Source organism: Vibrio sp. 947, from assembly GCF_033339115.1.
Lineage (GTDB): Bacteria > Pseudomonadota > Gammaproteobacteria > Enterobacterales > Vibrionaceae > Vibrio > Vibrio alginolyticus.
The window spans coordinates 319,294-345,397 of record NZ_JAWOTX010000003.1; the positions used below are offsets into that span (position 1 = coordinate 319,294).

At 45.5% G+C, this 26,104-nt stretch carries 23 protein-coding genes; 13 read left to right on the plus strand and 10 right to left on the minus strand.

Annotated elements, in window-relative coordinates; genetic code table 11:
• Positions 1 to 40 precede the first annotated feature (40 nt).
• From uhpA to R7Q39_RS05875, 7 genes are all read left to right on the plus strand, one after another.
• Complete coding sequence (gene uhpA, locus R7Q39_RS05845; protein WP_158155167.1) at positions 41 to 649, plus strand: transcriptional regulator UhpA; 609 nt, start codon at positions 41 to 43, stop codon at positions 647 to 649.
• The gene (gene uhpB, locus R7Q39_RS05850; RefSeq protein WP_318075902.1) at positions 649 to 2,151 is read left to right on the plus strand and encodes a signal transduction histidine-protein kinase/phosphatase UhpB; all 1,503 of its coding nucleotides are present in this window, start codon (positions 649 to 651) and stop codon (positions 2,149 to 2,151) included. The genes uhpA and uhpB overlap by 1 nt, the downstream gene beginning before the upstream one ends.
• Before the next feature lie 6 nt (positions 2,152 to 2,157).
• Positions 2,158 to 3,498: an MFS transporter gene (locus R7Q39_RS05855; protein WP_318075903.1), complete on the plus strand. Its 1,341-nt coding sequence runs from the start codon at positions 2,158 to 2,160 to the stop codon at positions 3,496 to 3,498.
• 124 nt (positions 3,499 to 3,622) lie between these two features.
• Positions 3,623 to 4,840 (plus strand): mannose-6-phosphate isomerase, class I, encoded by a 1,218-nt coding sequence (gene manA, locus R7Q39_RS05860; protein ID WP_318075904.1) that lies wholly within the window; start codon positions 3,623 to 3,625, stop codon positions 4,838 to 4,840.
• A gap of 351 nt (positions 4,841 to 5,191) precedes the next feature.
• Positions 5,192 to 6,454, plus strand: a complete 1,263-nt coding sequence (locus tag R7Q39_RS05865) for a hydroxymethylglutaryl-CoA reductase (protein WP_318075905.1) — start codon at positions 5,192 to 5,194, stop codon at positions 6,452 to 6,454.
• 407 nt (positions 6,455 to 6,861) lie between these two features.
• A complete protein-coding gene (locus R7Q39_RS05870; RefSeq protein ID WP_318075906.1) occupies positions 6,862 to 8,430 on the plus strand; it encodes a DUF1800 domain-containing protein in 1,569 nt (522 codons plus the stop codon).
• Between the two features lie 9 nt (positions 8,431 to 8,439).
• Positions 8,440 to 9,765, plus strand: coding sequence for a DUF1501 domain-containing protein (locus tag R7Q39_RS05875; RefSeq protein ID WP_158173096.1), 1,326 nt, complete (start codon positions 8,440 to 8,442; stop codon positions 9,763 to 9,765).
• 86 nt (positions 9,766 to 9,851) lie between these two features.
• Here R7Q39_RS05875 and R7Q39_RS05880 read toward each other — a convergent pair whose 3' ends face one another.
• Positions 9,852 to 10,946: a ketoacyl-ACP synthase III gene (locus tag R7Q39_RS05880; protein ID WP_086047382.1), complete on the minus strand. Its 1,095-nt coding sequence runs from the start codon at positions 10,944 to 10,946 to the stop codon at positions 9,852 to 9,854.
• A 162-nt stretch (positions 10,947 to 11,108) separates the two neighbouring features.
• Here R7Q39_RS05880 and trxC point away from each other — a divergent pair, with 162 nt between their 5' ends.
• Both trxC and R7Q39_RS05890 read left to right on the plus strand, forming a co-directional pair.
• A complete protein-coding gene (trxC, locus tag R7Q39_RS05885) occupies positions 11,109 to 11,543 on the plus strand; it encodes a thioredoxin TrxC (RefSeq protein WP_213877365.1) in 435 nt (144 codons plus the stop codon).
• Positions 11,544 to 11,719: 176 nt separating this feature from the next.
• Entirely contained in the window at positions 11,720 to 12,880 is a 1,161-nt protein-coding gene (locus tag R7Q39_RS05890) for an MFS transporter (RefSeq protein ID WP_151515542.1), read from the plus strand.
• Positions 12,881 to 12,929: 49 nt separating this feature from the next.
• Here R7Q39_RS05890 and R7Q39_RS05895 read toward each other — a convergent pair whose 3' ends face one another.
• Positions 12,930 to 13,319: a nitrous oxide-stimulated promoter family protein gene (locus tag R7Q39_RS05895; RefSeq protein WP_005387988.1), complete on the minus strand. Its 390-nt coding sequence runs from the start codon at positions 13,317 to 13,319 to the stop codon at positions 12,930 to 12,932.
• A 14-nt stretch (positions 13,320 to 13,333) separates the two neighbouring features.
• Positions 13,334 to 13,843 carry a GNAT family N-acetyltransferase gene (locus R7Q39_RS05900; RefSeq protein WP_005387984.1) on the minus strand — a complete coding sequence of 170 codons (510 nt, stop codon included), beginning with the start codon at positions 13,841 to 13,843 and terminating at the stop codon, positions 13,334 to 13,336.
• 136 nt (positions 13,844 to 13,979) lie between these two features.
• On the opposite strand from R7Q39_RS05900, the gene R7Q39_RS05905 reads away from it, so the two are divergent.
• Entirely contained in the window at positions 13,980 to 14,141 is a 162-nt protein-coding gene (locus tag R7Q39_RS05905; RefSeq protein ID WP_318075907.1) for a DUF2986 domain-containing protein, read from the plus strand.
• A gap of 75 nt (positions 14,142 to 14,216) precedes the next feature.
• Here R7Q39_RS05905 and R7Q39_RS05910 read toward each other — a convergent pair whose 3' ends face one another.
• Together R7Q39_RS05910 and R7Q39_RS05915 are read right to left on the minus strand one after the other, a co-directional pair.
• Complete coding sequence (locus R7Q39_RS05910; protein ID WP_318075908.1) at positions 14,217 to 16,388, minus strand: TonB-dependent receptor; 2,172 nt, start codon at positions 16,386 to 16,388, stop codon at positions 14,217 to 14,219.
• 89 nt (positions 16,389 to 16,477) lie between these two features.
• Entirely contained in the window at positions 16,478 to 17,215 is a 738-nt protein-coding gene (locus R7Q39_RS05915; RefSeq protein WP_005376062.1) for a siderophore ferric iron reductase, read from the minus strand.
• Between the two features lie 419 nt (positions 17,216 to 17,634).
• Here R7Q39_RS05915 and R7Q39_RS05920 point away from each other — a divergent pair, with 419 nt between their 5' ends.
• Positions 17,635 to 18,966 carry an anaerobic C4-dicarboxylate transporter gene (locus R7Q39_RS05920; RefSeq protein WP_005376060.1) on the plus strand — a complete coding sequence of 444 codons (1,332 nt, stop codon included), beginning with the start codon at positions 17,635 to 17,637 and terminating at the stop codon, positions 18,964 to 18,966.
• An 86-nt stretch (positions 18,967 to 19,052) separates the two neighbouring features.
• Here the strand turns inward: R7Q39_RS05920 and R7Q39_RS05925 are convergent, their stop codons facing one another.
• Positions 19,053 to 19,541, minus strand: a complete 489-nt coding sequence (locus tag R7Q39_RS05925; protein WP_017634650.1) for an NYN domain-containing protein — start codon at positions 19,539 to 19,541, stop codon at positions 19,053 to 19,055.
• Between the two features lie 119 nt (positions 19,542 to 19,660).
• Between R7Q39_RS05925 and R7Q39_RS05930 the strand changes: the two genes are divergently transcribed.
• Positions 19,661 to 20,101 (plus strand): DUF4174 domain-containing protein, encoded by a 441-nt coding sequence (locus tag R7Q39_RS05930; protein WP_005376058.1) that lies wholly within the window; start codon positions 19,661 to 19,663, stop codon positions 20,099 to 20,101.
• Between the two features lie 16 nt (positions 20,102 to 20,117).
• On the opposite strand, the gene cobA is transcribed toward R7Q39_RS05930, so the two are convergent.
• From cobA to nirB, 4 genes are all read right to left on the minus strand, one after another.
• Positions 20,118 to 20,876, minus strand: a complete 759-nt coding sequence (gene cobA / locus R7Q39_RS05935) for a uroporphyrinogen-III C-methyltransferase (RefSeq protein ID WP_017634651.1) — start codon at positions 20,874 to 20,876, stop codon at positions 20,118 to 20,120.
• 206 nt (positions 20,877 to 21,082) lie between these two features.
• Entirely contained in the window at positions 21,083 to 21,931 is an 849-nt protein-coding gene (locus tag R7Q39_RS05940; protein WP_005387971.1) for a formate/nitrite transporter family protein, read from the minus strand.
• Between the two features lie 194 nt (positions 21,932 to 22,125).
• Positions 22,126 to 22,449 carry a nitrite reductase small subunit NirD gene (gene nirD / locus R7Q39_RS05945; RefSeq protein WP_005387969.1) on the minus strand — a complete coding sequence of 108 codons (324 nt, stop codon included), beginning with the start codon at positions 22,447 to 22,449 and terminating at the stop codon, positions 22,126 to 22,128.
• 13 nt (positions 22,450 to 22,462) lie between these two features.
• Complete coding sequence (nirB, locus tag R7Q39_RS05950) at positions 22,463 to 25,027, minus strand: nitrite reductase large subunit NirB (protein WP_205461013.1); 2,565 nt, start codon at positions 25,025 to 25,027, stop codon at positions 22,463 to 22,465.
• A gap of 526 nt (positions 25,028 to 25,553) precedes the next feature.
• On the opposite strand from nirB, the gene rnk reads away from it, so the two are divergent.
• Entirely contained in the window at positions 25,554 to 25,961 is a 408-nt protein-coding gene (gene rnk / locus R7Q39_RS05955; RefSeq protein WP_005390213.1) for a nucleoside diphosphate kinase regulator, read from the plus strand.
• The last annotated feature ends 143 nt before the right edge of the window (positions 25,962 to 26,104 follow it).

The following is a 26,104-nucleotide window of genomic DNA, read 5'->3' on the forward strand; positions in this document are numbered from 1 at the left end:
GCTTATTGTTGTTAGTCGTCTGCTCTATTTGGTTGTAATAATGATTCATGTTGCTCTAGTTGATGATCACGTCATCGTGCGTTCGGGTTTCGCACAATTATTAAATTTAGAAAGTGATATTACCGTTGTTGGTGAATTCGGCTCTGTCGCCGAAGCGCGAAAAGGGTTGCCTGCGGTACACCCACATGTCGTCATCCTAGATATCTCCATGCCAGATGAAAGCGGCTTAAACTTTCTCAGCGAAATACCAACTGGCATTGCCTGCGTGATGCTTAGCGTGCATGACTCCCCTGCGATGGTGGAAAAATCACTAAAGCTAGGTGCAAAAGGCTATCTTAGTAAACGCTGTAGCCCAGACGAACTTATTCAAGCCGTAAGAACCAGTGCTTCTGGCGGCTGTTACCTCACATCAGATATTGCACTTAAACTTGCAACGCCTAGCGACAACACCACCTCTCTATGCCAACTAACAAAACGTGAAAACGAGGTATGTCATCTACTTGCCACTGGGTTGGATGTAAAGTCTGTCGCGGCAGAGCTTGGCTTGAGCCACAAGACTGTTCATGTTCATCGTGCGAATGCTATCGACAAACTCGGCGTGAAAAACAACGTTGAGCTCGCCAAACTATTTTCTCAAGAGTCCTTTTAATGCGAGCTTACGCTGTTACCACCATTTGCGGACTATTTGTTATGGCTTGCGCCTGGTTCTGCTTATGGGTGATTGCCTATTACTTTGTCAATGATCCCGAACTGGCGATCTTATTGTTTCCTTTCGCTTTAAGATTAGGTGTCGCCCTGCACACTCGCACCGCTTATTGGCCGACGATTTACCTTTCGGAGTGGGGACTTTCCATCGCACTTGCGATCTTACTGGGTCAACCGCAGTGGCTTACCGTGCTGATTGCGAGCATTGCCAGTATCCCGGTCACTCTGATTGCGAAAAAATACTACTACGGTGACCAAAACCGCCACTTAGCCGTCATGGGCGTTGTGATCATCATTACCGCCTTCATCAACGTAATGGCGGTCGGCTTTCACGTGCCTTCTGTTTATATGGTGTGGTTAGCCAGTATTTCTGGTGGGCTGATGCTGGTTCCTATGTGTTACCTGTTGTGGAGCTATTTGTTCCAAAGTCGTTGGTCTCCGCTTAGCTCTCTCCTACTTAGCAATGCCGTTGTATTTCAGGTGCGTCATATCGTGCTTTATGCACTGCTTTTGATCGGCAGTATTTTGGTGCAAACCAGTTTGCCTGAAGAGCTAAAACGATTTGCGCCGTTTTGTATGGCGATTCCAATCATCGTGCTTGCTCTGCGTTACGGCTGGCAAGGTGCTCTGCTCGCCACCATGCTCAACAGCATAGCGCTGATTGCGGCTCGCAGCGGCGTATCAAATCTAGAAATCACCGATTTGTTATTATCTCTCTCGGCGCAAACCATCACCGGCATTATGCTCGGCTTAGGGGTTCAGAAACAAAAAGACCTCAATCACAAACTGCGCGGCGAACTTGCGCGCAATCAGAATTTGTCTCGCCAGCTTATCAAAGCGGAAGAGTCCGTAAGACGCGATATTGCGCGCGAACTGCATGACGAAATCGGACAGAACATCACGGCAATCCGCACACAAGCCAACATCATTAAACGAGTGAACAACGCTGAAACACGCGTGGGTTGCGCCGACATGATCGAAGGGCTTTCCCTCAACGTGTACGACACCACTAAGCGACTGTTAAGCAAGCTAAGACCCAAAATGCTGGATGATTTGGACTTGAAAGAATCCGTCGAGCAACTGACGCGAGAGATGGAATTCGCCAATCACGGAACGACTGTTCAACTGAACTGGCAAGGCGATTACACCAGCCTGAGTGACACACTCAAAGTCACCCTATTCCGTTTATGCCAAGAGTCATTGAATAACGCAGCCAAGTATGCAGGAGCGCAGTTGATCAATATTGAGCTGACAATTGGAGAAACGGCGGTGTCACTGATGATTCACGATGATGGTGTCGGTTTCAAAGTTCAGGATAGCATGAAAGGCATGGGCGTTCGCGGCATGCAAGAGCGTGTGCACGCGTTAGGTGGAAAAATGGTTATCTACTCCACCAGCGATCAAGTGATCGGCACACAAATCAGCATTACTTTACCTAAGGTGTAACCCAAGATGTTTGGATTTTTACGTTCACCTAAATTTACTCAACCGAGTCTGAGCAACGAGCAAATCGACCAGCGTTACCACCATTGGCGTTTGCACATTATGTTGGGGATGTACATCGGCTACGCAGGTTTCTACTTTACCCGTAAGACCTTTAACTACGCCGCACCAGCGATGATTACCGATCTTGGCTTAGATAAAGGCGATTTGGGTCTTATCAGTACACTTTTCTACATCACCTACGGCTGCTCGAAGTTTATTTCTGGCACGATTTCGGATCGCTCTAACCCTCGTTATTTCATGGGATTAGGATTGATTGCGACAGGTCTGGTCAATATCGCGTTCGGTTTTTCTAGCTCACTCGCGGCTTTCATTACTCTGTGGATCTTAAACGCCTGGTTCCAAGGCTGGGGCTGGCCTTCATGCTCCAAGCTGTTAACCACTTGGTATTCACGTTCCGAGCGTGGCTTCTTATGGGCGATTTGGAACACCGCACACAACGTTGGTGGCGCGCTGATCCCTATTTTGGTGGGCTATTTAACGTTGCACTACAGCTGGCGTGAAGGTTTTATTCTACCCGGCATCATCGGGGTATTGCTCGGTCTATTCGTTTGTTGGCGATTGCGCGACAAACCCACAACAATGGGTTTACCAAGTGTCGGCCAATGGCGCAACGACGCACTAGAACTTGCGCAAGAAAATTACGGACGTGGCCTCACCTACCGCGAAATTCTGAAATCGTACGTATTTAACAACAAATACATCTGGCTGCTCGCGTTCAGTTATGTGTTGGTTTACATCGTCCGAACCGCAATCAATGACTGGGGAAACCTGTACTTGACCGAGCAGCATCACTATAGCCTGATTAATGCCAACGCTGCTCTGTCTATGTTTGAAATCGGCGGTTTTGTTGGTTCATTGGTTGCGGGTTGGGGCTCAGACAAACTCTTTGGCGGTAACCGTGGGCCAATGAACTTGCTGTTCGCGATTGGGATTTTCTTATCTGTCTCCGCGCTTTGGCTAATGCCTCTGACCAACTTTGCATTCCAAGCAGCGGGATTGTTCTCCATCGGCTTCTTTGTCTTTGGACCACAAATGCTGATCGGTATGGCGGCGGCGGAGTGCTCTCACAAAGACTCTGCCGGCGCGGCAACAGGATTCGTGGGCTTGTTCGCCTACATGGGCGCAGCATTGTCTGGCTATCCGCTGGCGTTAATTCTTGAAGAATATCATTGGACGGGTTTCTTCATCACCATTTCAGTTTGTGCAGCCGTCATTGGCCTTTTGTTGCTGCCATTTTTGCAAGCGCAACCATCACGAAAACCACTCGAACCAAAACCTCGGTTGTAAATCGACTTATCGCCCTTCGGGCAAATTGGCGAGTGACCTAACCGCGCTCGCCCTCCTTATTTAACGTATCTCTGCTCAATTTTTCTTCCGATTCAGTTCGGAGGGTTAACTATGGGAAAAATTCATGAATTTGAACACTATTTCATCGCATAGCTTCTTTCAAATGAACAACAAAATCCAAAACTACGCTTGGGGAAGCACCTCTTCTATTCAAGATTTGTTTGGCTTTTCTAACGAAACGAATGAGCCTCAAGCAGAAGTATGGATGGGTACTCACCCAAACGGCTGCTCTGAAGTTCAGATTGAGCAAAACACGCTGCCTTTGTCTGAACTGATCAAACAAAACCAACCCGCTTACTTATCAGCAGAAACCGCAGCGAAATTTGGCGACCTGCCCTTTCTGTTTAAGATCTTAGCGGCCGAACATGCACTGTCGATTCAAGTTCACCCAAGCAAACAAGATGCCGAAATAGGCTTCGAAAAAGAACAAAGTGCCGGGATCCCACTAAACGCAAGCCATCGTAACTACAAGGATCCAAACCATAAACCTGAGTTGGTGTACGCGCTGACAAGTTACCAAGCCATGAACGGTTTTCGCTCGTATGCCGAGATTATTGAGGCATTTAGCCTTTGCGATATCGATGAGCTACGCGCGCCTCTTGACACATTCAAACGCGAAATCAACTCACAAGGTTTACGCGATTTCTTTGTGCACATTCTTACCATGGAAGGAGAAACAAAAGAGCGAGCACTGAAACAGCTTCTTGCCCACGCTTCACGTCAATCGGAGCAAGGCACTGGCAGCGACGTTTTCCAGCTCATCTTGGATCTATCCACTCAATACCCCGGCGATGTCGGCTTGTTTGCGCCATTACTGTTGAATGTCATCACGCTGCAACCTGGCGAAGCGATGTTCCTGAGCGCAAGAACGCCACACGCTTACATTAAAGGTACGGGATTAGAGATCATGGCGAACTCAGATAACGTTTTACGTGCAGGACTCACGCCGAAACATATGGATGTTGAAGAACTGGTTAAATGCACAGATTTTGTGCCTAAGCCTTTTGACAGCCTTGTTCTAGAACCCAATGCCAATGGTTGCCAAAGCCTTTACCCCGTTCCAGTGGAAGACTTTAGTTTCAGCATTCTTAACCAACCGAATCACGACGTGGTTGAGGCAAACAGCGCAGAGATTTTGATAGCGATTGATGCCGACCTGACACTCATCAGTGATAACGGTGAGACGTTAACCGCCGCGAAGGGACAATCTGTATTTGTTCCTGCTTACGTTGGCCATTACCGTATTCAAAGTGCGGCACGTGTGGCTCGCGCCTTCAACTAGTTTTTGAACAACCGATTCAAACTAACGTCTGACCCAAGGGACTGGGTTAGACAATTTATTCCTTTCATAGATTGAACCATTCCGCTCTTAAGGCACTCATGCTTACACCTTGTCGAATCCAAACACCTACAGGCCAGTTTCTCTAAAAGCCATAACCTCCCGGATCTACCATTTACTCAACATTCATTGTCAAAACCCATTTATGTCCGATAAATTCGTCGCTCCAATATCAAATCACTTGGATAATAAAAGCGCTTGCACAGTGGTATTTGTTGCAAAACGTATAATCAACGTTGTAATCAAAGCCTCAATCACTACAATCTCTGGTTCGATTTTTCAGTTAACGTTTGTATGCCGAAGTTAAACCAAGATAACCCTGTTCAAAGCTCCGCCCTTTCCGATATCGAAACCAGCAGTAAGATTCAATCGGCATTAGAACCGAAGTTTCACAAGCCAGAGAAACGTCTCTGCTTAAGCCCTGGCCTATCGGATAAGCATTTGGCGCGCCGTTGGCAAGTATTGGAACACGTGACCAATAAAGATCATCTCCTTGATCCTTTCACGCAGTCACATTGCGATGCTTACTCCAACAACATCGAGCACTTCATTGGTACTGTTAATGTGCCGGTCGGCATTGCAGGCCCTTTGCGCGTCAACGGCTTGTATGCGAACGATGACTTTTTGGTTCCGCTTGCAACGACAGAAGCCGCGTTAGTCGCTTCCTACAACCGTGGCGCAAATCTTATCACCGCCGCTGGTGGCGCGAGCGCATTGTTACTAAGTGAAGGGGTGAGCCGAACACCAGTGTTCGCCTTTAATAACCTTGCCGACGCTGGCCAGTTCGTCAGTTGGGTTGTGACCCAGTTTGACGTATTTCGTCAAATTGCGGAATCCACCACCTCACATGGCAAACTCAAAGACATCAATGTAAATATCGAAGGAAACCATGTTTATTTGGTCTTTGAATACGTGACTGGTGACGCTTCCGGACAAAACATGGTGACCATCGCAACAAACGAAGTGTTCCATCATATTTTGGCGACCAGCCCAATCAAACCAACTCAAGCATTCTTGGATGGCAACTTATCAGGCGACAAAAAACCAAACGCGCACACACTGCGCTCGGTACGCGGTAAGAAAGTATCCGCCGAAGTGACCATTCCTGCTGAGTTGGTGGAAAAATATCTGCATACGACGCCGGAGTCTATGGTTCAATTTGGCAAAATGACCACAGTGGGCGGTTTACTCAGCGGGACAATTGGCGTCAACGCGCATTACGCAAACGCCCTTGCCGCGCTGTACATTGCTTGTGGTCAAGATGCCGCTTGCGTTGCAGAGTCTGCCATTGGAATCACTCGTATGGATGTGGACGCTCAAGGCAACTTGTACGCGTGCGTGACCTTGCCAAACATCATGGTGGGAACAGTTGGCGGGGGCACTGGCCTTCCAACGCAAAAAGCATGTTTGGATATTTTGGGGTTGCACGGCAACGGTAATGCGAAAGCGTTAGCCGAAGTCGCAGCTGCGCTTTGTCTGGCTGGCGAACTCTCGATTGTGGGCGCATTTTGTGCCGATCACTTTTCTCGTGCTCACCATAAGCTTGCCCGAAAATAACCTTTGTTGCTTTGTACAAGAGAACATCCGTGTGGTTTTCTCTTGTGCAAACCAATGGACTTTATTTATTGGCTCAATAATTTTTTGAAACTAACTTAAGCCTTAACAAACATACCAATCTCTTGTTAACAGTACTTTAGCTGTCCCCCTTCTATATCCATTGCGATATCTCTGCTTATTACTCTTCACTGGCCATATTTAATATCAGTATCTTAGAAAAAATAGCATCAAAAACTTCTAGCACTATAGTACCAAATTCATCGTTTGAGTTTTTTGTTCACCACTTATAGCTACTATACTCGCCTATGCAGCTGCTTGATTTTCATAAATTTACTAAACAGCTCAAAAGAGCTTAATAACTCCCGTTAAATGGACTTAAATCGTTACTTCGGGTAAGCGAGTTAACTATGAGACGTCAGAAGCTAAATAAAATCTCTGCTTGGGTACTAGGATTGGCTATCTTATTGCTGAGCCATGTGTCTAATGTATCAGCACAAATACAGCAATCCCCATCCGATCAAACCGTTGCGCGTTTTCTCTATCAAACCTCTTTTGGACCAACACCTGCGTTAATTAATGAGGTTAGGGAAAACGGGTTAGAGGATTGGATACAGAAACAAATCAACCTGCCAGCAACCTACCATCAACCACTTTATCAAACGCCTTTTTCTAAAGGCCTACAGTCAAACCGCGAAAATGCTTGGTATCAAATTGTTGTTACTGCTGAAGATCAGCTTAGGCAGCGAACGGCTTATGCATTGAGTCAGATCGTAGTCGTTTCTCGTTATGGCGGCGTTCTTTCCAGCAAACCTACAGGGTTAGTGAATTACTACGATCTGTTGGTTGAGCATGCGTTTGGCAACTACCGAGACCTGTTGTATGACGTTTCCATCCATCCAGTCATGGGGAGCTATTTGTCTATGCTCGGTAGTGCAAAAGAAAATAGTGCGACAGGAACGCTTCCCGATGAGAACTTTGCTCGAGAGTTAATGCAGTTATTCACTATCGGTTTGTATGAACTCAATTTAGATGGCAGTAAAAAGCTAAACCACGCAACAGGCAAACCTATCCCCACGTACAATCAAACTGATATTCAAGAGCTCGCGCGAGCATTAACTGGATGGAAAAATTCCGACATCGCATTCGTGAAACCGATGCGAGTTATCAGTCAAAGACACGACACCGGCGAGAAGCGATTTCTAGGGAACGTGATCCCACCGGGTCTAACCGCACAAGAAGAGCTTTCAAAAGTGATTGATATGTTGATGTCTCACCCAAATGTTGCTCCATTTGTTTCAAAGTTACTTATCCAACGTTTGGTCAGTTCAAATCCAAGCCCAGAGTACGTCGCGCGTGTTGCTACGATATTTAACAACAATGGGGAAGGAGAAAAAGGCGATCTAACCGCCGTTGTTCGAGCCATATTGCTCGACCCTGAAGCATTAGGGATGACGGATACCCGGCCTATAAAAGTGAAAGAACCGATACTGGTCCTGACTAATTTTCATCGAGCATCAGGTTTTACGGTTAAAGGATCACGTTACGAAGACGCAACAACGATGATGAACATCGCTAATCAAGGGCCGCTTCGTTCTCCTTCCGTGTTTAATTTTTACTCTCCAGACTATCAGCCGTCTAACGAGTTTACGGAGTCTGGTATTAACTCTCCAGAGTATGAACTTCTCAATTGGTCTGTTTATACCGATTTGGTCAACTATATGTTAACCAGCACTCGTAGAGGAGGTGGTGATTCCTACCACTTCGATCTTAACGAGTTTTATCTTCTTCTGGACAATCACCGTGCCTTAGTCGAATTGGTTAACGAGCGTTTCTTTGCTGGAACGGCTTCTGCTGAATTGAAAGAGCTCATGCTCACCGCCCTGAATGATTATCGTGGGGACTATGTGCCAACAACAAAACTCGCTCTAGTGATATTTACCGCCATTTCTGGCGACGAATTCTATATTCAGGATTAGGAGTGAATTATGGATATTTCACGACGACATTTTATACAAAGCACGCTATCGATGGGCGCACTAGCCTCTCTTAGTCTGCCAGGTTACTCTCTCGCAGCGCCATCCAATGACTTTCGAGCATTAATATGTGTGTATTTAGCAGGCGGAAACGACGCATTCAACACCATACTGCCATTATCGGAGGCGCACTATCATCAATATTCCAAAGTCAGAGGCCCACTCTCTGTCGCCAAAGAAGACATACTCCCTATCAATTTGAGTGCTGTCGATAGCTCAAATCACCCAGTGAAGCTCGGCTTACACCCAAAGTTAAATGCGTTAACTTCCGTTTTCGAACAAGGCGATGCCAGCATCGTGCTCAATAGTGGCATTCTCAACCATCCCGTCACCAAACAAGCTATTGAGCAAGGTGAAGCATCACTTCCCGAGCAACTGTTTTCTCATAATTCTCAAACAGACGCTTGGTTACTTGGTGGAATGAGCGAGTCTAAAAATCTTGGTTGGGCTGGCAGAATGTTGGATGTATTAAACTCTGAATCAGAAATAACACCGCTATACAGTGTGCATGGCAACTCGCTTTGGTTACGGGCAATGGAACACCGCCAAACCGTCCTGAAAAAAGATCGCGCGGTTCAGCTTACCGCGATTGATAACCCTTTATACAAAGGTATCTATGATCGCCTTCTCTCTCATCAAACTGACAATCCATTTAATGGTCATTTTAATTTGATGGTTGATGAGTCGATGGTAATGAGCAGTGTACTGAGCGAGCAACTCAACCACATTGCTGACGAGCCGCTGTTTACGTCGTCGACGCTCGGCAAGCAGATGCAAACCGTGTACAAATTGATAGCAAGCCAAGATGTCCTGAAGCAGCAACGACAAGTCTTTTTCGTTAAACACTCTGGGTATGACCTACACGATTCGCAACTGGCACGTCATCCAGTGTTACTTGAGGATCTCGCGACAAACCTTTTAGCAATGTATCGTGCGGTCGAACGGTTAGGGCTAAACAAGCAAGTCACCTCCTTCACTATGTCTGACTTCGGTCGACGGATGATGAGCAACGGAAATGGTACCGATCATGGCTGGGGTGGCCATCAACTATTAATTGGAGGCGCGGTAAATGGGAAACAACCTATCGGTACATGGCCGGAACTAATACTGGGCGGAAACGATGATTACTCTCAAGGCCGACTCATACCCAAAATTGCCGCTGATCAAGTTGGTTCAACACTAGCGCAGTGGATGGGCGTGAGTGATAACGCTGCACTGGAATACGTGTTCCCGAACATCCGTAATTTTACTCATTCAAACCTGGGTTTTATGTCGTAAGATATTTTACAGGTTAGCTGTAGAACGCATCATTAAATAAGGGAGCCTCGCGCTCCCTTACCCATCTTATGTTTGCAGAGTGTCCGTTACACCTCGTCTCGACGGCGTTCGTTGCACAGCTTAATTGCGCGCTCTAACAACTCAAGTGCCGATTGCTTACATTCAGGTAATGCAGCATCACTCTCAGAAATTGGCGTTACACGGTCACCCCATTTCAATACTGCCGCCCCCCATGTCAAACCTGCACCAAACGCAGCAAGAAGCATGTTATCACCAGGGTTAACTCGACCTTGCTCTACCGCTTCACACAATGCAATTGGCACCGTCGCAGCTGAAGTATTGCCATAGTTTTGAATGTTAACAAACGCTTTGTCGTGTGGAATTCCAGACAGGTCACACAAGGTTTGAATAATACGAATATTCGCTTGATGCGGAATCACAACATCGATTTGTTCCGTCGTTAACTGTGATGCTTTCAGTACGGTTTTCGCAGCTAGCCCCATGCCTTTTACTGCACGTTTGAAAATTTCTTGTCCTACAAAGTTGAAATCCCAGTAACCGTTGTCTTCCGCAAAGCGATCCATACAAGTACCAAACTTTGGTACGGACAGAATATCGCGGCCTTTTGCGTCACAACCGATTTGAGACTGTAGTAAACCCGTTTCTTTTTCCGTTCTTGATAACACAACGGCGCCCGCACCATCACCAAATAGAACAGCGGTATCTCGCATTGCCCAATCGATGTAGAAAGACAATCTTTCCGCACCAATAATGATCGCGTTACGATAGTTACCTGATTGAATCAAACGTGTGCCCGTTTCTAGGCCATAGACAAATCCCGTACATGCGGCATTTAAGTCAAAGGCAGCGGCAGCACGAATACCTAGGTTCTGCTGTACCTTAGACGCGATATTTGGAATCAATGAATCTGGTGAACAAGTCGCCACAATGATTAAATCCACGTCTGTCGCATCGACGCCTGCTCGAGCTAATGCATGTTTAGCAGCAACGGTCGCCATGTCTGACGTGTTTACATGACTAATACGGCGGTTTTCGATACCAGTGCGGGTACGAATCCACTCATCGGAAGTATCGAGGAAAGTGCTAAGATCATCGTTAGAGAGCACGGCTGGCGGAACACATTTCCCCCAACCTGTAATTTCAGCGTAGTAATTTGTCATCGCAGACCTATTTATTGTTGTATTTTAATAAAATTTCTTAGAACCTTAGGCTCAAATACAAACCTGCGCTGCGTTATTTCGGCAGGTTAAAAAATAAGTATACAAATAATGAGGCTGACTGGTAAGTCATGTTTTCATCAATACGTAATAAAGGAAGAAGTCATGTCATCGTTTAAAACTCGCTGCCCTTCGTGCGGCGGTCTAAATCGTGTCCCTAATGAGCGCGTTGCCGAATCTGCAACTTGCGGTAAATGTAAAAGTGCACTTTTAGACGGCTCGCCTATCGAAGGTACACAAGATAACTTTTCTGCTCTATTACAAAGTGATATGCCTGTTGTAGTAGATTTTTGGGCCCCATGGTGCAACCCGTGCGTTGGTTTTGCTCCTGTTTTCTCTGATGTTGCTGATGAGCAAGCCGGAACGGCTCGTTTTGTTAAGATTGATACCGAAGCTCAACAACAACTTGCGGCGCAATTTGGTATTCGCAGCATTCCTACCATTATGGTTTTCAAAAATGGTCAACGTGTTGATATGATCAATGGTGCGTTACCTAAAACTCAATTCGATCAATGGTTAAATCAAGCACTTACTAAATAATCTTCCACGCCAACCTTGTTTGTAGGTTGGCGTTTTTATGCAACTTATCAACCTATCTAGTTAATAAATATTATTTGTCGAAACGACTTAAATTTATCATTTTACTTGCCTAACTATTAGCCTCATATTCGCGCCGAATAACCCTTAGATTTCATTTAACTTATAGGCGCAAAACAGTGGAAAACACAGTCGTTCCTGCAGCATCACCACGAGTTACAGTTCCAGTCGTCGCACTGTCTCTTTATGCGGTGGCTTCGGGCTATTTAATGAGCTTGATCCCTCTCATGCTCGGTGAATACAACATCTCAGCAGATTACGCGAGTTGGTTGGCGAGTGTGTTTTATGGCGGCTTATTAACCGGTGCTATTTTTATTGAACGTATCGTACGTCAAGTTGGTCACCGTAACGCGTTTATTGGTTGCTTGGCCGTATTTTCGCTAACTATCGTCACACTACCCGTGTTTGCTAACGGATTGATGTGGCTTGCCGCTCGCTTTATTGCGGGTATCGCGGTTGCTGGTGTTTTTGTCATTGTTGAATCTTGGCTAATGTCTGGAGACGAAGCATCGCGTGCGAAACGTTTGAGCTTGTACATGCTATCGCTTTATGGTGGTTCAGCATTAGGCCAGTTTGGTATTGGCGTGCTTGGCGTAAGTGGCGGCGTTCCGTTTATTGCGATCACGACGTTGATCCTAATGGCTATGCTGGTGTTAATGTTCATTGATTGTGAGCAGCCAAACAGCCATGAATCAACCGCTTTATCATTTAAGCAAATTGCCAAACTAAACCATGCAGCAATTATTGGTTGTGTTGTTTCAGGTTTGACCTTAGGTGCGATCTACGGATTAATGCCAGTTGAGTTAACTAACCGTAAAATTAGCCATCAAGACATTGGTACATTGATGGCGCTAGTGATTCTAGGTGGCATGCTAGTTCAACCAATGGTGACCGCGTTAAACAAATACATGAGCCGCACAGTGCTAATGGCGTTTTTCTGTATTTTGGGTATTTTTTCGATCGGTATGACCTTTATTTCCTCGTCAGCCGTGGTATTGGCTGCTGCATTATTCTTTTTAGGTGCAGCTACTTTTGCTTTGTACCCGATTGCAATCAACTTAGGTTGCGAAGGTCTTGATGAACGCTTTATTGTCTCTGCGACACAAGTCATGCTGTTTAGCTACAGCATCGGCTCTGTTGCTGGCCCAGTTGTCGCTGATAAATTTATGGGCCAAGAACACGGCTTACTAGGCTACTTGTTTGCCGCTTTGGTTGCGACTGGCGTATACATGCTACTTGCTGCGAGCAAAACCAAGCAGCGTATGGCCGCTGGCCTCTAACCACGCCGCTTCTACTCAACGAAAACGAGGGCATGTCGCCCTCGTTTTTTTATTCTTCGCATTTTTGTTTAGATAAACGCTTGTGACGGTTTGACGCGTTCGCTGCAGGCTTTTCCGGTACCATTCGCTTTTCATGAAGCAAATGACGAACCGCCAAGATGGGATGTTTCAGTAACATTCTGGGGCCAGAGTAACGCATGACCAAACGCATTTGTTCTTTCGGCTCTGGTTTGTAGCAGTGAATCGGACATTTATTACACGTCGGTTTATTCTCTCCATAAGGACAGCGGTCGAGGCGCACTTCTGCGTATTCAAGCAGCTCACGACATTCTGAGCATAAGTCACGTTTTGTTCCATGATGGTCATGACAGTAAACCTCTACCATGGCTTTTACTGTCTTAAATTCAGTGGCGAGTTTGCCAAGTAAAATATCGCTCATGCGCTATCCAAAAATCACAACATCATTGTGTAAAGTTCTAACGTGCGGCCATTATCATATTGCTGCTCAACTCGTTCAAACTCAAAGCCCAGTTTTTTGAGCAAACTTATACTACGAATATTGTCATTGTTGGTGATGGCAACCAAATTATCGAGTTTCATTTCCTCTCTAGCGTATTCCAGCACTGCGGTTGCAGACTCCGTTCCGTAGCCGTAGCCATAAGCGGAAGGTAAAAATCCATATCCGAGATCATAGTGTTGTAATGTGTCACGTTTAACCAACCCACAAATCCCGATGGGTTGCCCATCTTCTTTCTTCTCTACAACGAGTAAACTCACGCCTTTAATTTGTTGCATGCGTAGCATGTTTTCTTTTATGTAACGCGCCGCTTCATATTCGGTACGAATTTGTTTGTCTCCGACAAAACGGTAGAAGTCTGGGTGGTTATAAAGTTCTAGTATAAATGGTGCATCATCTACACTCACAAGACGCAGTATCAAACGTTCGGTGTACAGTGTTTTCATTTGGGCTCCATTAAAACGCGATAGATGATTGGACATAGGAACGTACTTGAATTTTGCGACCGATACCGGCGCTTATTTAGTTGTAACTTGATAAAAAAGTAACTATCCTGCCTCGCTAAATTAAAGGACCACCACCATGAACCGCAAGAAGAAAATCAATCAGATCTTGAAAGCGAAGCAGAAGAAGCATAACGCTAAGCTACATAAGAGCAATAAGCCGCGTTATATCTCCAAAGCTGAACGCGCGAAAATGGAAGCTGAAGAACAAAACCAAGCTTCAGAACACACGACGTTGTAGACACAGCGCAGACAGATCAAGCCTAAAAGAAAAGCCGCTTCAAGCGGCTTTTTTGATATTCGGAGATAGTTAGCTTTAGTATTCGACACTGTAGTTCAGTGTGAATGTGCGACCTCTTCCTTTGTAGTCGTACGCTGCAGCATCGTAGTGTGCTGCATAAAGAATCTGCGCACGTTGTCCCCAAGCGGTTGTGTAGTCTTCGTCAAATAGGTTTTGAATACCAAAACCTAACTGCCCGATAGGTAGTGTTACGTTACCAAGAAGATCAAACGTAGTGTATCCATCTAGTTTATTGTTTGCGTCATCTTTGTAATCAAACATCGTCTGGCTTTGTAAACGTACTGAATAGCCATCCTGATAGTAAGCCGCCCACGCGTTCGCTTTTGATGTACTTGCTTTACCCGCGCTTAGATCTTCCCACTTACCGTTGGTTTTAAGCTCAGAAACCACATAGTGACCTGATGCACCTAACAAAATATCACGGTTTACCCAGTAGTTAATGTTTGCTTCGGCACCGTATACACGTTGCTCGTCATCAACATTGGTGATTAGGAGCGTCTTCTTGTCATACTTGATTGAGTTATCCGAAACCGAATAGTAACCCGCCGCTTGCAGTGCGACAGTATCCGTATCTAATCGGTAACCAATTTCATAGCTGTCCGTTTTGATGCCCGACATTTTTGAGTCAGATACATTAATGCTATTGTTCAACGCGTAGTGACCATTTGCATCCGCGGCATCGTAGCTACCTTGGCCGTAGTACTTTGCAGGATCAGCGAGTTCGAAACCTTGAGAGAAGTTCGCCCAAAGCTGAGATTCATCGTTAAGCTGATAAATGGTGCCCAAATTAAATAAGCTCACAGAGTAGTCAGTGCTGCCACCTGGTACCGCATCCGCTGATACACCATTACCCGATGCGATCTTCTTTTGTATACTATAGGCAACAAAATCATCAATCTTATTGTCCATGTATTGGTAGCGGTAGCCTGCTTGTACTGACCAATCTTGATTGATTTGGTAATCCCCTTGGACAAACATTGCGTAAGACGCCACATCAACATCTGGGTAACGCCCCACTTCGGCATAGGTTCGATTAATTAAGTTCCCAGAGCTGTTCGCAATGGTTGGATCGAACAGAGCCTGGTTACTTTCAAAACGGTCTAAGTACGCATCGACACCATAAACAAGTTTGAATGACTCCCAGCTTTTAGCTAACGCTAAGCGCCCAGCAAAAACTTCTGTTTTTTGTTGAGAGGCACTTTGGTAATAAGGAGTAAAGGTTTGGTCTTCACTACGGTAAGATAACTCGCCTATCAGTTGATGACCGAATACGCTGTCGTGAGCGTAGTTCGCACTTAAGAGAACTCGCTCTGTACCATGTTCACGGTCGGAATCGAACCCCTCTCGTACATCAACAAATTTATTGTTAACAATGTACAAACCGTATGGCGAGTCTTGCTGGCTGTCATAGTATTGTGCGACAAGGTTTAACTTGCTGGCATCGGAGATTTGAATCTCGGTCGATCCCATAACATCGAGCGTTGAATTATACTGCAAAGAGCCCTGTGAAATGTCTGGGGTGACAATGTCGCCATTTGCGTCAAATGCACCTTGTGTCTCGGTGTACACAACCGAACCTCTAGCGGTAATTCGCTCATTACCACCCGAGATAGACTGAGCGAGTTTGTAATCAAAGTCATCGCTGCTATTAAAGCCTGTAGTGCCACTCACGTAGGATTCAAACGACAAGTCATCCGAGTACGCTTTCTTGGTGATAATGTTAATAACACCACCAGTAGCGCCTGCACCATAAATGGAGGTTGCACCAGATAGTACTTCAATTCGCTCGATGTTGAATGGGTCTATTGCGTCTAACTGACGACTAATCGGGCGAGAAGATTGTAACGAGACACCATCAATCATTACCAACATTGCTCTACCGCGAAGGTTCTGACCATAGTTAGTTCGACCACCGGTGCCGACGTCTAAAGAAGGGATGGTTGCAGAAAGAATATCACCCAGTGTCTTGCCCGCACGATATTGCTGAGCAATCTCTTCTTGGCCAACAAACCAAACCGTTCCTGGAATATCGGAGATCGATTTCGGCATCACACTGCCTACAACAACCAATTGCTCATCGCTTGGAGTCGATGTTTGTTGAAGATCTTCTGCTGCTATTGAGCTAACTGCGTATCCACTGCTCATCGCAAGTACGATGAGATTGAAAGAAAACGTCCTTTTCATCATTGTATTTATCTTTTTGTTGTCAACAAGAGCATGCAATGATACTTATTCTCACTCTCAAATCGAGCACTGTTACACAAGTTAAATAAATGTTAATTAAGAACCTTCTTGCTCATAAGCTGTCGATTTTCCTCTAAACGAGGACAATCTGCACAAAGCTTTCTGCCTTCACACTTATAGACTAAACAACAACTTTTTCTTACTAACTTTAGCGACTGATCTGATTCCGTCTCATGAAGTGAGCGGCTATTATCAACATCCAAACCCATTGCGCTTAGCCACAAGACCGCATGCTCCTGAAGTGTCGAGTTAGTCATTTGCGGAAAGCGCTGTTGGAGACGAATTAAACAAGCCATGATTCCGTCCGACATCAATTGATGGGTGAAGCCAGGACGAATGCGTGTCCATTGACTCATCTCTTGTTGATAGAAGTCGAACAGTTCTCGGATTTGACGCCCCGCCTCTTTTATCAACGCCTCTGGCTCGCCATGTATATGCGCTTCGTCAGCGAATCGGTACCCAGAAACAAAACAAGGTTTGAGGTGCTGCGCTATCTCGCGAATGTTTGGCAACGTGTGGTAACCGTAAATAGAGATGAATGCGACATAAACTGGCTGCCAACAAAGTAAATCCCACGTTCTTGTCAACCAATATGCTTTTCCCGCTTCCGGATGAGCCTCCGAGATTTGCTGGTAAAGGCCTTGGATGATCGGGTTGATATCATTTTCGATATGGATAGCTTCTTGCCCTATCTCGCCGATATCACCGTGTAGGTAAGGTGTAATCTCACTCGAAGTTTGAAACAGTTGCGGGAAAAATTGCTCAGACATGATGGCTTATTGTTGGTGTAGTCATTCTGACACCTTTATACCCAAGCACCAATCGCAATGCAAACTATTATCCTTTGCGTTTTCATAACAAAGAAGCACTCTTAGGGTTAGTTATGAATGTATTTCCGAGTTCTGTGAAGCTGTAAGGTCTGGTTACGTATGCGATGAATAGCAACAAACTCTTAAACCTCTTCGCATTTAACGCTCACATGATCGCAAAAATACACAGCATAAAAACACCCTGATAAAACTGTGTTAACAGTTTCCCTGTGTAGCGTGAGTTATTGCCAATAATTGAATATTGCTGTTTCTTATCCAGCGGATTGTGAACAACATGAAGTATTTTCTTTCTGAATATCGAGACAATACAAAGAGGTAATTTGGCTATGTAGCCCTCTGTTTTGAATAAGGAAATCCACATGTTGTATCTTGAGTTTTTATTTTTGCTCGTGATGCTGTATATCGGCTCACGTTATGGTGGTATAGGCCTTGGGGTCGTATCCGGAATTGGCTTGGTGATTGAAGTCTTCATCTTTAAGATGCCGCCAACCTCTCCTCCTGTCACCGTTATGTTGATCATTTTAGCGGTGGTAACATGTGCTTCCATTCTTGAAGCCGCTGGCGGTTTGAAATACATGCTGCAAGTTGCCGAGCGTGTGCTTCGTAAGAACCCAAAACGCGTCACCCTTATTGCTCCGTTCGTGACTTACTTTATGACCTTCCTACTTGGTACAGGTCACGCGGTTTACTCTATCATGCCAATCATTGGCGACGTTGCACTTAAAAACGGCATTCGTCCTGAGCGTCCTATGGCTGCCGCTTCTGTCGCCTCTCAAATCGCAATCACGGCATCACCAATTTCAGCGGCCGTAGTTTACTACTTGGCGCAACTCTCTGATATTCAACACGAGATCACTCTGCTCTCAATTCTGCTCGTTACTGTACCTGCAACCTTATTCGGTACGTTGTTGATGTCACTTTACAGCCTAAAGCGTGGTAAAGAACTAGACGACGATGAAGAATACCAAGAGCGTTTGAAAGATCCTGTGTGGCGCGAAAAGATCCTCAACACAACTGCGACGTCTCTTGATGAAGTACTACCAACAAGTGCTCGTAACTCTGTATTGCTGTTCATTGCTTCTATCTTGGTTATCGTCGTTATCGCGATGTGGCCAGACATTCGTACCATCGTAGATGGCTCGAAGCCAATCAGCATGGCAGTTGTGATTCAAATGATGATGCTCTGCTTCGGCGGTATCATTTTGCTTGCGACCAAAACTGACCCGCGTGACGTACCAAATGGGGTGGTATTTAAATCTGGTATGGTGGCGGCGATTGCTATCTTCGGTATTGCATGGATGTCAGATACCTACTTCCAGTACGCTATGCCTCAATTTAAATCTGGCATCGTAGAGATGGTAACCAACTATCCTTGGACATTCGCGCTTGCGTTATTCATTGTGTCGGTTGTGGTGAACTCTCAAGCTGCAACGGCTCGCATGATGCTGCCTGTTGGTCTCGGCTTAGGTTTGGAACCTGCGCTGCTTATCGGCTTGATGCCTGCGGTATACGGCTACTTCTTTATTCCAAACTACCCTTCAGATATCGCGACTGTGAACTTCGATACCTCGGGCACAACTAAGATTGGTAAGTGGTACTTCAACCACTCATTCATGTCTGTGGGCTTAATCGGCGTGATTGGTGCGTGTTGCTTGGGTTACTTGCTAGGGCAAATGATCATTCCTTCGTAACTAGCCAAATCAAGGATAAATTAGAGGCGAGTCATTGTACGTTTCGTACAGCCTGAGTGACTCGCCTTTCTTTATTGCACTATTAACTACAGCAAGAAATCGTCATCAATCGCGACAAAATTGTCGGCACAATCAATCAGAGTTTGGGATGTTAGCTTAGGTACACCATAAACGGTCACCGTTTTATTGAAGCGCTGCTGAATTCTCTCTACTAGCAGACTAAAGTCTCCATCTCCCGAAACTAGAATCACTTCCTCAACTTCGGGAGCAATTTCAATTGCATCGAGAGTAATACCCACATCCCAATCGCCTTTCGAGCTGCCATCACGACGCTGGATGTAGGGTTTAAGCATCACCTCAAATCCAACACCACGAAGAATATGGTGGAACTGACGCTGCTTAGGGTCGTTACTCGCAATAGCATAAGCACGAGCACATACCACCTCTTTCCCTTGTGTGGCAACATACCAAAACTGGTTGTAATCAAAGTTGCTTCGATACGCTTCGCGACAGGTGTAATACACATTCTGTACATCAACCAAAATGGCGATTTTTTGTTTGCTTTCCGAACTCATCTATTTCTACGCTCAATTTATTTGCTGCCTACCCTATGCCAGTTTTGGAAAAAGCACAATGAGCCAATTCCACTAAACTTAACGTATAAAAAGTTATTTGGGTTTCTAGGGGAACTGTCATGGGCGGAAAGTTACTAGTGATACTACTTTCTTGTATCTTGTCATCGACAGCATTTGGTTATCCAGCGCACTCCAAATACTGGCCACATAGAAGTGTGCTCTACTTTGCGCCGGAAAATGATGAATACGTCAAACAATTCTTGCTAGAAACACTTATGAATGAGTGTGAGTTGGAAGACAGAGATGTCGTCACACTTGTCATTACAGAACAAGGTTATACCTTTCCTGCTTGGCTTAAAGAAGAGTTCGACTTAAAAATGCTAGCTCGTCTTTATGAGGTCGAAAAAGGTTCTCATACCGCTATTTTGCTTGGTAAAGATGGTCTAGAAAAGCACCGCTGGGGCGCAGAAACAGACTGGCCGTTTATCAACAACCTCATTGATCAAATGCCTATGCGTAAGCAAGAAATGCAGAGGCAACAAAGCCCCTGTAAAATATAGTCACTTCTGAGCAGTATTACTTTGCGAACCAATCCAACTTGTTGTGAAGTTGAGTCACGCTGCCAACCACAATCAATGCTGGGCTCACGGCTTGCTCTGCCATGATCGATAGCTCGTTCAACTTTCCTTGGAACACGCGCTGCTCTGGGCGCGTACCGTTTTCAATAATGGCGCATGACATCTCAGGATCTAACCCATGAGTGATCAGCTTATCCATAATATGGCCGCTTTGCTTCAAACCCATATAGAACACAAGTGTGTTGTTGGATTGCGCTAGTGAATGCCATTCAATCTCACGACCATCTTTTTGTACATGACCTGTGATAAATTGAACGCTTTGTGCATGGTCGCGGTGTGTTAATGGAATACCAGCATAAGCCGTCGCGCCCGCCGCCGCCGTAATACCCGGAACCACTTCGTATTTGATGCCAAATTCGGCTAGCTCTTCTAGCTCTTCACCACCACGGCCAAAGATAAATGAGTCCCCACCTTTTAGGCGCACAACGCGTTTACCCTCTTGCGCTTTCTGCACCAAGATTTGGTTAATTTGATCTTGAGGCACACAGTGAAAGTCCAATTTTTTTCCTACGTAAATCATCTCTGCTGATGCGTGAGCCAATTCAAGAATGTCTTTCGACACTAATCGGTCGTACACCACAACTTCAGCCGCTTGAATGGCTTTTAAGCCTTTTACTGTGAGCAAATCAGGATCACCTGGACCTGCACCAACAAGAGAAACAAAGCCGCTGTTTAAAGATGAGTGAGCAGTAGTCATATCAACGCCTATCGAAAAATTTAGATATAAAGAGTAACACTCGCGTTATGCACTTAGGGCTAAAACCACTCTAAGGAGTTATTACTTTTTATAGCTAAATCAATAAAATATGTCGCGAAAGTGAAAGTTAAAAATTGAAATCTAGTTAGAGAATAGTCCCGCCCATCCAGAAGCGGGACCATATTAAGCGAATTACCCGTTAATGGTTATTTAGCCATTGCAGGTTGCGCTTTTACTTCTTCTTCAGCATTGATAGAAGGCGCAGTTTTAGCGTGAGTTAGGTACAGTGGAATACAAGTCATTACTAGACCACCAACAATGTTACCTAGGATGGTTGGGATAAGGTTGAAGTTCAACCAAGTCGCGATACCAAAATCCGCACCTAGAATCATACCTAGTGGGAATAGGAACATGTTTACTACTGTGTGCTCGAATACTAGAGCGAAGAAGATGAAGATTGGGAACCACATCATTGCTACGCGACCAGATACTGAACGTGCTGTCATGTTGCCGATAACGCCTAGACATACCATTAGGTTACAGAAGATGCCGCGTACGAAACACGTGATCCATCCGTCCATACCCATGTTTTCAAAACCAAGGCTACGCGCGGTAGAAACAGCGACAAATTTCTTCGCTACTGCATTCAGTTCTAGAGAGAAGTTACCTGTTAGAGAGATAGCCACTAGGTAAGCAACGATCAGAGAACCGATAAGGTTACCCAAGCCTACAAGCCCCCAACAACGGAAGATACGACCCCAAGTGATGCCCGGACGGTTAGCAAACTTAGCCAGAGGCGCTAGACCAAAAACACCGGTTACTAGGTCATACCCCATCACACTTAGAATTACGAAACCAACGGGGAAAACAAGTGCTCCTACAAGACCGATACCCGTTTGTACAATCGCGGTAATAGCAACCACCACCGCAAGCGAAAGAATAACGCCAGCCATCGTACCGCGAAGCAGAAGATCTCGCGTGCTTGTATTGGTTTTCGCTTCACCAACATTGATCATGGTTTGCACGAATTCTGCAGGCTTAAAATCAGTAGACATGAATGTGTCCTTATCCAAAATTGAAAGTTAAAAAGTTAAAGATTTAATAGAGAAAGGCTTCCCGTTGACACCTGAACGCTGTCTACAACACCTCGCTTCCCTGTTCCCCTGAGTTGATGCTTGGAAAGCCTTTGTCTATTAAATCTAGGTTTCAGTTCATTCCCTCCCCTAAGAGGAGGGAATGAAAACCAAGCTTACGCAGAGATTTCTACTTCGCCGTTTGTTACGCGGGTTTTGTACGCTTTCACGCTAAAACGCTCGTCTTCCATGCACGCACCTGTTGTCAGGTTAAAGCGTTGCTTCTTAAGTGGGCTAGCCACCCAAAGCTCGCCTTGGTGCTCACAGATCAAACCGCGAGAAAGCACGTTTGATTGGAAGAACGGGTCTGTGTTGCTGATCGCCAGCACTTCTTCTGCTTGTGTTGGGCGGAATACCGCAACTTGCTGACCATCAACCAGTGCACAAACACCCGTGCCCGGTACGATGTCGCTTATTTGGCAAATCTTTTCAAATGACATAATCAACCTTCCCTTATGCTTCAGTGATCGCTACGTGTAGGATGTCGCCTTTCGCTTCAGGGTGTTTTTCCGTGAAGGTTGCTGGGCGGTGCTGTTCACGCTCTTGTACAAACACGACGTTTTCATCGCGCTTGTCAGAGTTGATGAAGTGCGCGAAACGAGTCAGTTGTGATTCGTCGTTGATGGTCGCAGTCCACTCACACTCGTACTCGTCTACAAGCTTCGCTACGTCTGCCTCTAGTTGAGCGTTGATACCAAGCTTATCGTTAACAATCACTTCGCGTAGGTAGTCAACGCCACCTTCCATGTTTTCCATCCAAACTGATGTGCGTTGTAGTGGCGCAGCAGTACGGATGTAGAACATCATGAAGCGGTCGATGTACTTGATTAGTGTTTCTTTATCTAGGTCACTTGCAAGTAGGTCTGCGTGACGAGGTTTCATGCCGCCGTTACCACATACGTACATGTTCCAACCTGCGTCAGTCGCGATGATGCCAAGGTCTTTACCTTGTGCTTCCGCACACTCACGAGTACAACCAGAAACACCGAACTTCATCTTATGAGGTGTACGAATGCCTTTGTAACGGTTCTCGATGTAAGAACCCAGACCAACAGAGTCTTGAACGCCGTAACGACACCAAGTTGAGCCCACACATGTCTTCGCCATACGAAGTGCTTTTGCGTACGCTTGACCTGTTTCGAAACCAGCGTCGATAAGCTTGCGCCAGATCTCTGGAAGATCGTCTTTTTGAGCACCAAACAGACCAATACGCTGAGCACCGGTTACTTTGGTGTATAGGTTGTATTCTGCTGCAACGTTCGCTAGTGCACTCAGTGCTTGAGGTGTTACTTCGCCACCCGCCATACGTGGGATAACAGAGTAAGTACCGTCTTTTTGGATGTTACCTAGGAAGTTATCGTTCGTGTCGTGCAGCTTAACCAGTTGTGGCTTAAGAATGTGCTCACCCCAGCAAGAAGCCAAGATAGAACCAGCCAGTGGTTTACAAACTTCACAGCCGTAACCTTTGCCGTATTTCTCTAGAAGCTCATCAAACGTTTTGATCTCTTCAATGCGGATTAGGTGGAACAGCTCTTGGCGTGAGTATGCAAAGTGCTCACACACGTCGTTCTTCACTTCGATACCAGACTTAGCAAGCTCAGCATTTAGAACAGAGGTCACTAGAGGAATACAACCACCACAGCCTGTACCCGCGCCCGTCACTGCTTTGATGTCGTCCAACGTGTGGTGACCATTAGCGACCGCTTGTGCGACCTTGCCTTTTGTCACGTCGAAACAAGAACAGATCACTGCGCTTTCTGGTAGAGCGTCTGCACCTAGTGCTGGTTTCTCAGCGCCTGCGTGTGCAGGAAGGATCAACGCATCCGGGTGTTCTGGTAGGTCGATTTCGTTCAACATAAGTTGAAGCAGGTCGCCGTAGTCAGACGTATCGCCAACCATAACCGCGCCAAGCAGTTTCTTGTTGTCTTTAGAAACGATAAGACGTTTGTAGACTTCTTGTTCTTCGTTCTGGTAAACGTAACTCTTACAACCTTCAGTACGACCGTTCGCGTCACCGATTGAACCTACTTTTACACCTAGAAGTTTCAGCTTCGCAGACATGTCAGCGCCTTCGAATTTGCTTTCTGTGTTACCTAGTAGGTGATCAACGGCAACTGTCGCCATCTTGTAGCCAGGAGCAACAAGGCCGTAGAACATTTCGTTCCAAGACGCACACTCACCAATCGCGTAGATGTTCTCATCAGAAGTCTGACAATGATCGTTGATAGCAACACCGCCACGAGGTGCCACTTCTAGCTCCATTTGGCGTGCTAGTTTGTCTTGTGGACGAATACCTGCAGAGAATACGATGAAGTCTGTTTCTAGTTCTGAACCGTCAGCAAAACGCATAACATTGCGTGCATTTGTGCCTTCTGGCGCAATCTCAAGCGTATTTTTGCTGGTGTGAACGTTCACGCCCATACGCTCGATCTTTTGACGAAGTTGGTTACCACCAGCAAGGTCAAGTTGTTCAGCCATTAGTTTTGGCGCGAACTCAACAACGTGCGTTTCTACACCCAGTGCTTTCAGTGCGCCTGCTGCTTCAAGGCCTAGCAGACCACCACCGACAACAACGCCTGATTTGCTCTTCTTCGCACACGCTTCGATCGCTTTAAGATCTTCGATAGTACGGTAAACAAAACAGTCTTTGCTTTCGTGACCTTTGATAGGTGGAACAAATGGGAATGAGCCAGTAGCAAGAATCAGCTTGTCGTATTGAACTTCACGGCCAGTGCTTGAGTAAACAATGCGGTTTTCACGGTTGATGTTAATCGCGCGTTCGCCGATCAGCATGTTAATACCGTGTTTCTCGTAGAAGCCTTCTTTTACTAAAGAAAGTTCATCTGCAGTATGGTGAGAAAAGTAAGAGGAAAGGTGCACACGGTCGTATGCGACACGAGGTTCTTCACAGAAAACCGTAATGTCTATATTAGACATATCAGCTTTCTCGACTAAGTCTTCAATATAACGGTGCCCTACCATACCGTTACCGATGACTACTAGCTTCAACTTGCTCATTATAATTCCTAAGGGTTAGGTTCTTATCACTGAGCTCATTGTTAATTGTGAAAGAAAATTAATACATGATGTAAATCAATTACAATTTCAAACTACCCTAAAGGGGTAGATGAACGTATTTATCTGACTATTGCGAAATAAAAAGTAATTTATTAACGGATATTTGTAGTTTTAACAAATTGAGATAACCGAAGCCATGCTAGCAACGGACTATACCGTTTTGCTTAATGAAGTAAGGCTGACCATCGAAACCGAGCACACCTACGATAAATCCTGTTTTGCTTCTAAACGACGCACTCACTTGACTTCACCGTTTCAAGGTGATCAGAGAACAATATCTGAAGTGATTGAAAGATTTAGAAAAATCAAGCTTCACAACAAAAATTTTTTACTAGCTAAGTCGCACTATAAAGACTAAAATCGGGTTTAGTTCATATGGAATAGCGTCCATATGATTGATACCGTAATTGACATATAGAGTGCCGTCCCATTTTTGTGAGGCGGCCTTTTATTTGGGAGTCATAAAATGTCAGAAAACAATTCTATCTACATCTCAAGCTTAGATATGAACCGAATCACGGCTTTGTTGGATAAAATGCCAAACATCGCAGCGGAGCTTGTGGAATTAGAAGCAGAGCTCGACCGAGCAACAGTTCTTGAGCCAGAACAAATGCCAGATAACGTGGTCACGATGAACTCGACTGTAGAGTTTAAATTTTCAGGTGAAGATAGAACCATGACAAAGACACTGGTTTACCCTTCTGAACTGAAAAGCAGTGATGATATCTCTATTTTTGCACCCGTAGGCAGCGCACTGATCGGTTTGTCTGTCGGCCAAAAACTTGACTGGCCAATGCCAAATAATCAAGTGAAGACAATTGAAATTGTCGATATCACATACCAACCTGAGCGTTGTGGTGCACTAAACCGCTAACCCTCAGTAGTCCCGGTGCAAAGGCCTCCATTTAAGACTTTGCACCAGGAGAGCCCCTCGCTTACCCCTATTTCCTTCTTTGTTTTCCAAGCATTTACTTTACTGCTCTTAAGTAACATCACCGATTCTTTATTATTTACCGC

Excerpts from the sequence above, each read along its gene's own strand:
- R7Q39_RS05870 (WP_318075906.1), top strand. The coding sequence starts at position 6,862 with ATGAGACGTCAGAAGCTAAATAAAATCTCTGCTTGGGTACTAGGATTG.
- R7Q39_RS05930 (WP_005376058.1), top strand. The coding sequence starts at position 19,661 with ATGGGCGGAAAGTTACTAGTGATACTACTTTCTTGTATCTTGTCATCG.
- R7Q39_RS05855 (WP_318075903.1), top strand. The coding sequence starts at position 2,158 with ATGTTTGGATTTTTACGTTCACCTAAATTTACTCAACCGAGTCTGAGC.
- manA (WP_318075904.1), top strand. The coding sequence starts at position 3,623 with ATGAATTTGAACACTATTTCATCGCATAGCTTCTTTCAAATGAACAAC.
- nirD (WP_005387969.1), bottom strand. The coding sequence starts at position 22,449 with ATGTCATTTGAAAAGATTTGCCAAATAAGCGACATCGTACCGGGCACG.
- R7Q39_RS05905 (WP_318075907.1), top strand. The coding sequence starts at position 13,980 with ATGAACCGCAAGAAGAAAATCAATCAGATCTTGAAAGCGAAGCAGAAG.
- R7Q39_RS05925 (WP_017634650.1), bottom strand. The coding sequence starts at position 19,541 with ATGAGTTCGGAAAGCAAACAAAAAATCGCCATTTTGGTTGATGTACAG.
- trxC (WP_213877365.1), top strand. The coding sequence starts at position 11,109 with ATGTCATCGTTTAAAACTCGCTGCCCTTCGTGCGGCGGTCTAAATCGT.
- cobA (WP_017634651.1), bottom strand. The coding sequence starts at position 20,876 with ATGACTACTGCTCACTCATCTTTAAACAGCGGCTTTGTTTCTCTTGTT.
- uhpA (WP_158155167.1), top strand. The coding sequence starts at position 41 with ATGATTCATGTTGCTCTAGTTGATGATCACGTCATCGTGCGTTCGGGT.
- R7Q39_RS05910 (WP_318075908.1), bottom strand. The coding sequence starts at position 16,388 with ATGATGAAAAGGACGTTTTCTTTCAATCTCATCGTACTTGCGATGAGC.
- rnk (WP_005390213.1), top strand. The coding sequence starts at position 25,554 with ATGTCAGAAAACAATTCTATCTACATCTCAAGCTTAGATATGAACCGA.
- R7Q39_RS05880 (WP_086047382.1), bottom strand. The coding sequence starts at position 10,946 with ATGACAAATTACTACGCTGAAATTACAGGTTGGGGGAAATGTGTTCCG.
- R7Q39_RS05865 (WP_318075905.1), top strand. The coding sequence starts at position 5,192 with ATGCCGAAGTTAAACCAAGATAACCCTGTTCAAAGCTCCGCCCTTTCC.
- R7Q39_RS05875 (WP_158173096.1), top strand. The coding sequence starts at position 8,440 with ATGGATATTTCACGACGACATTTTATACAAAGCACGCTATCGATGGGC.
- R7Q39_RS05895 (WP_005387988.1), bottom strand. The coding sequence starts at position 13,319 with ATGAGCGATATTTTACTTGGCAAACTCGCCACTGAATTTAAGACAGTA.
- R7Q39_RS05915 (WP_005376062.1), bottom strand. The coding sequence starts at position 17,215 with ATGTCTGAGCAATTTTTCCCGCAACTGTTTCAAACTTCGAGTGAGATT.
- R7Q39_RS05900 (WP_005387984.1), bottom strand. The coding sequence starts at position 13,843 with ATGAAAACACTGTACACCGAACGTTTGATACTGCGTCTTGTGAGTGTA.
- R7Q39_RS05920 (WP_005376060.1), top strand. The coding sequence starts at position 17,635 with ATGTTGTATCTTGAGTTTTTATTTTTGCTCGTGATGCTGTATATCGGC.
- R7Q39_RS05940 (WP_005387971.1), bottom strand. The coding sequence starts at position 21,931 with ATGTCTACTGATTTTAAGCCTGCAGAATTCGTGCAAACCATGATCAAT.
- uhpB (WP_318075902.1), top strand. The coding sequence starts at position 649 with ATGCGAGCTTACGCTGTTACCACCATTTGCGGACTATTTGTTATGGCT.
- nirB (WP_205461013.1), bottom strand. The coding sequence starts at position 25,027 with ATGAGCAAGTTGAAGCTAGTAGTCATCGGTAACGGTATGGTAGGGCAC.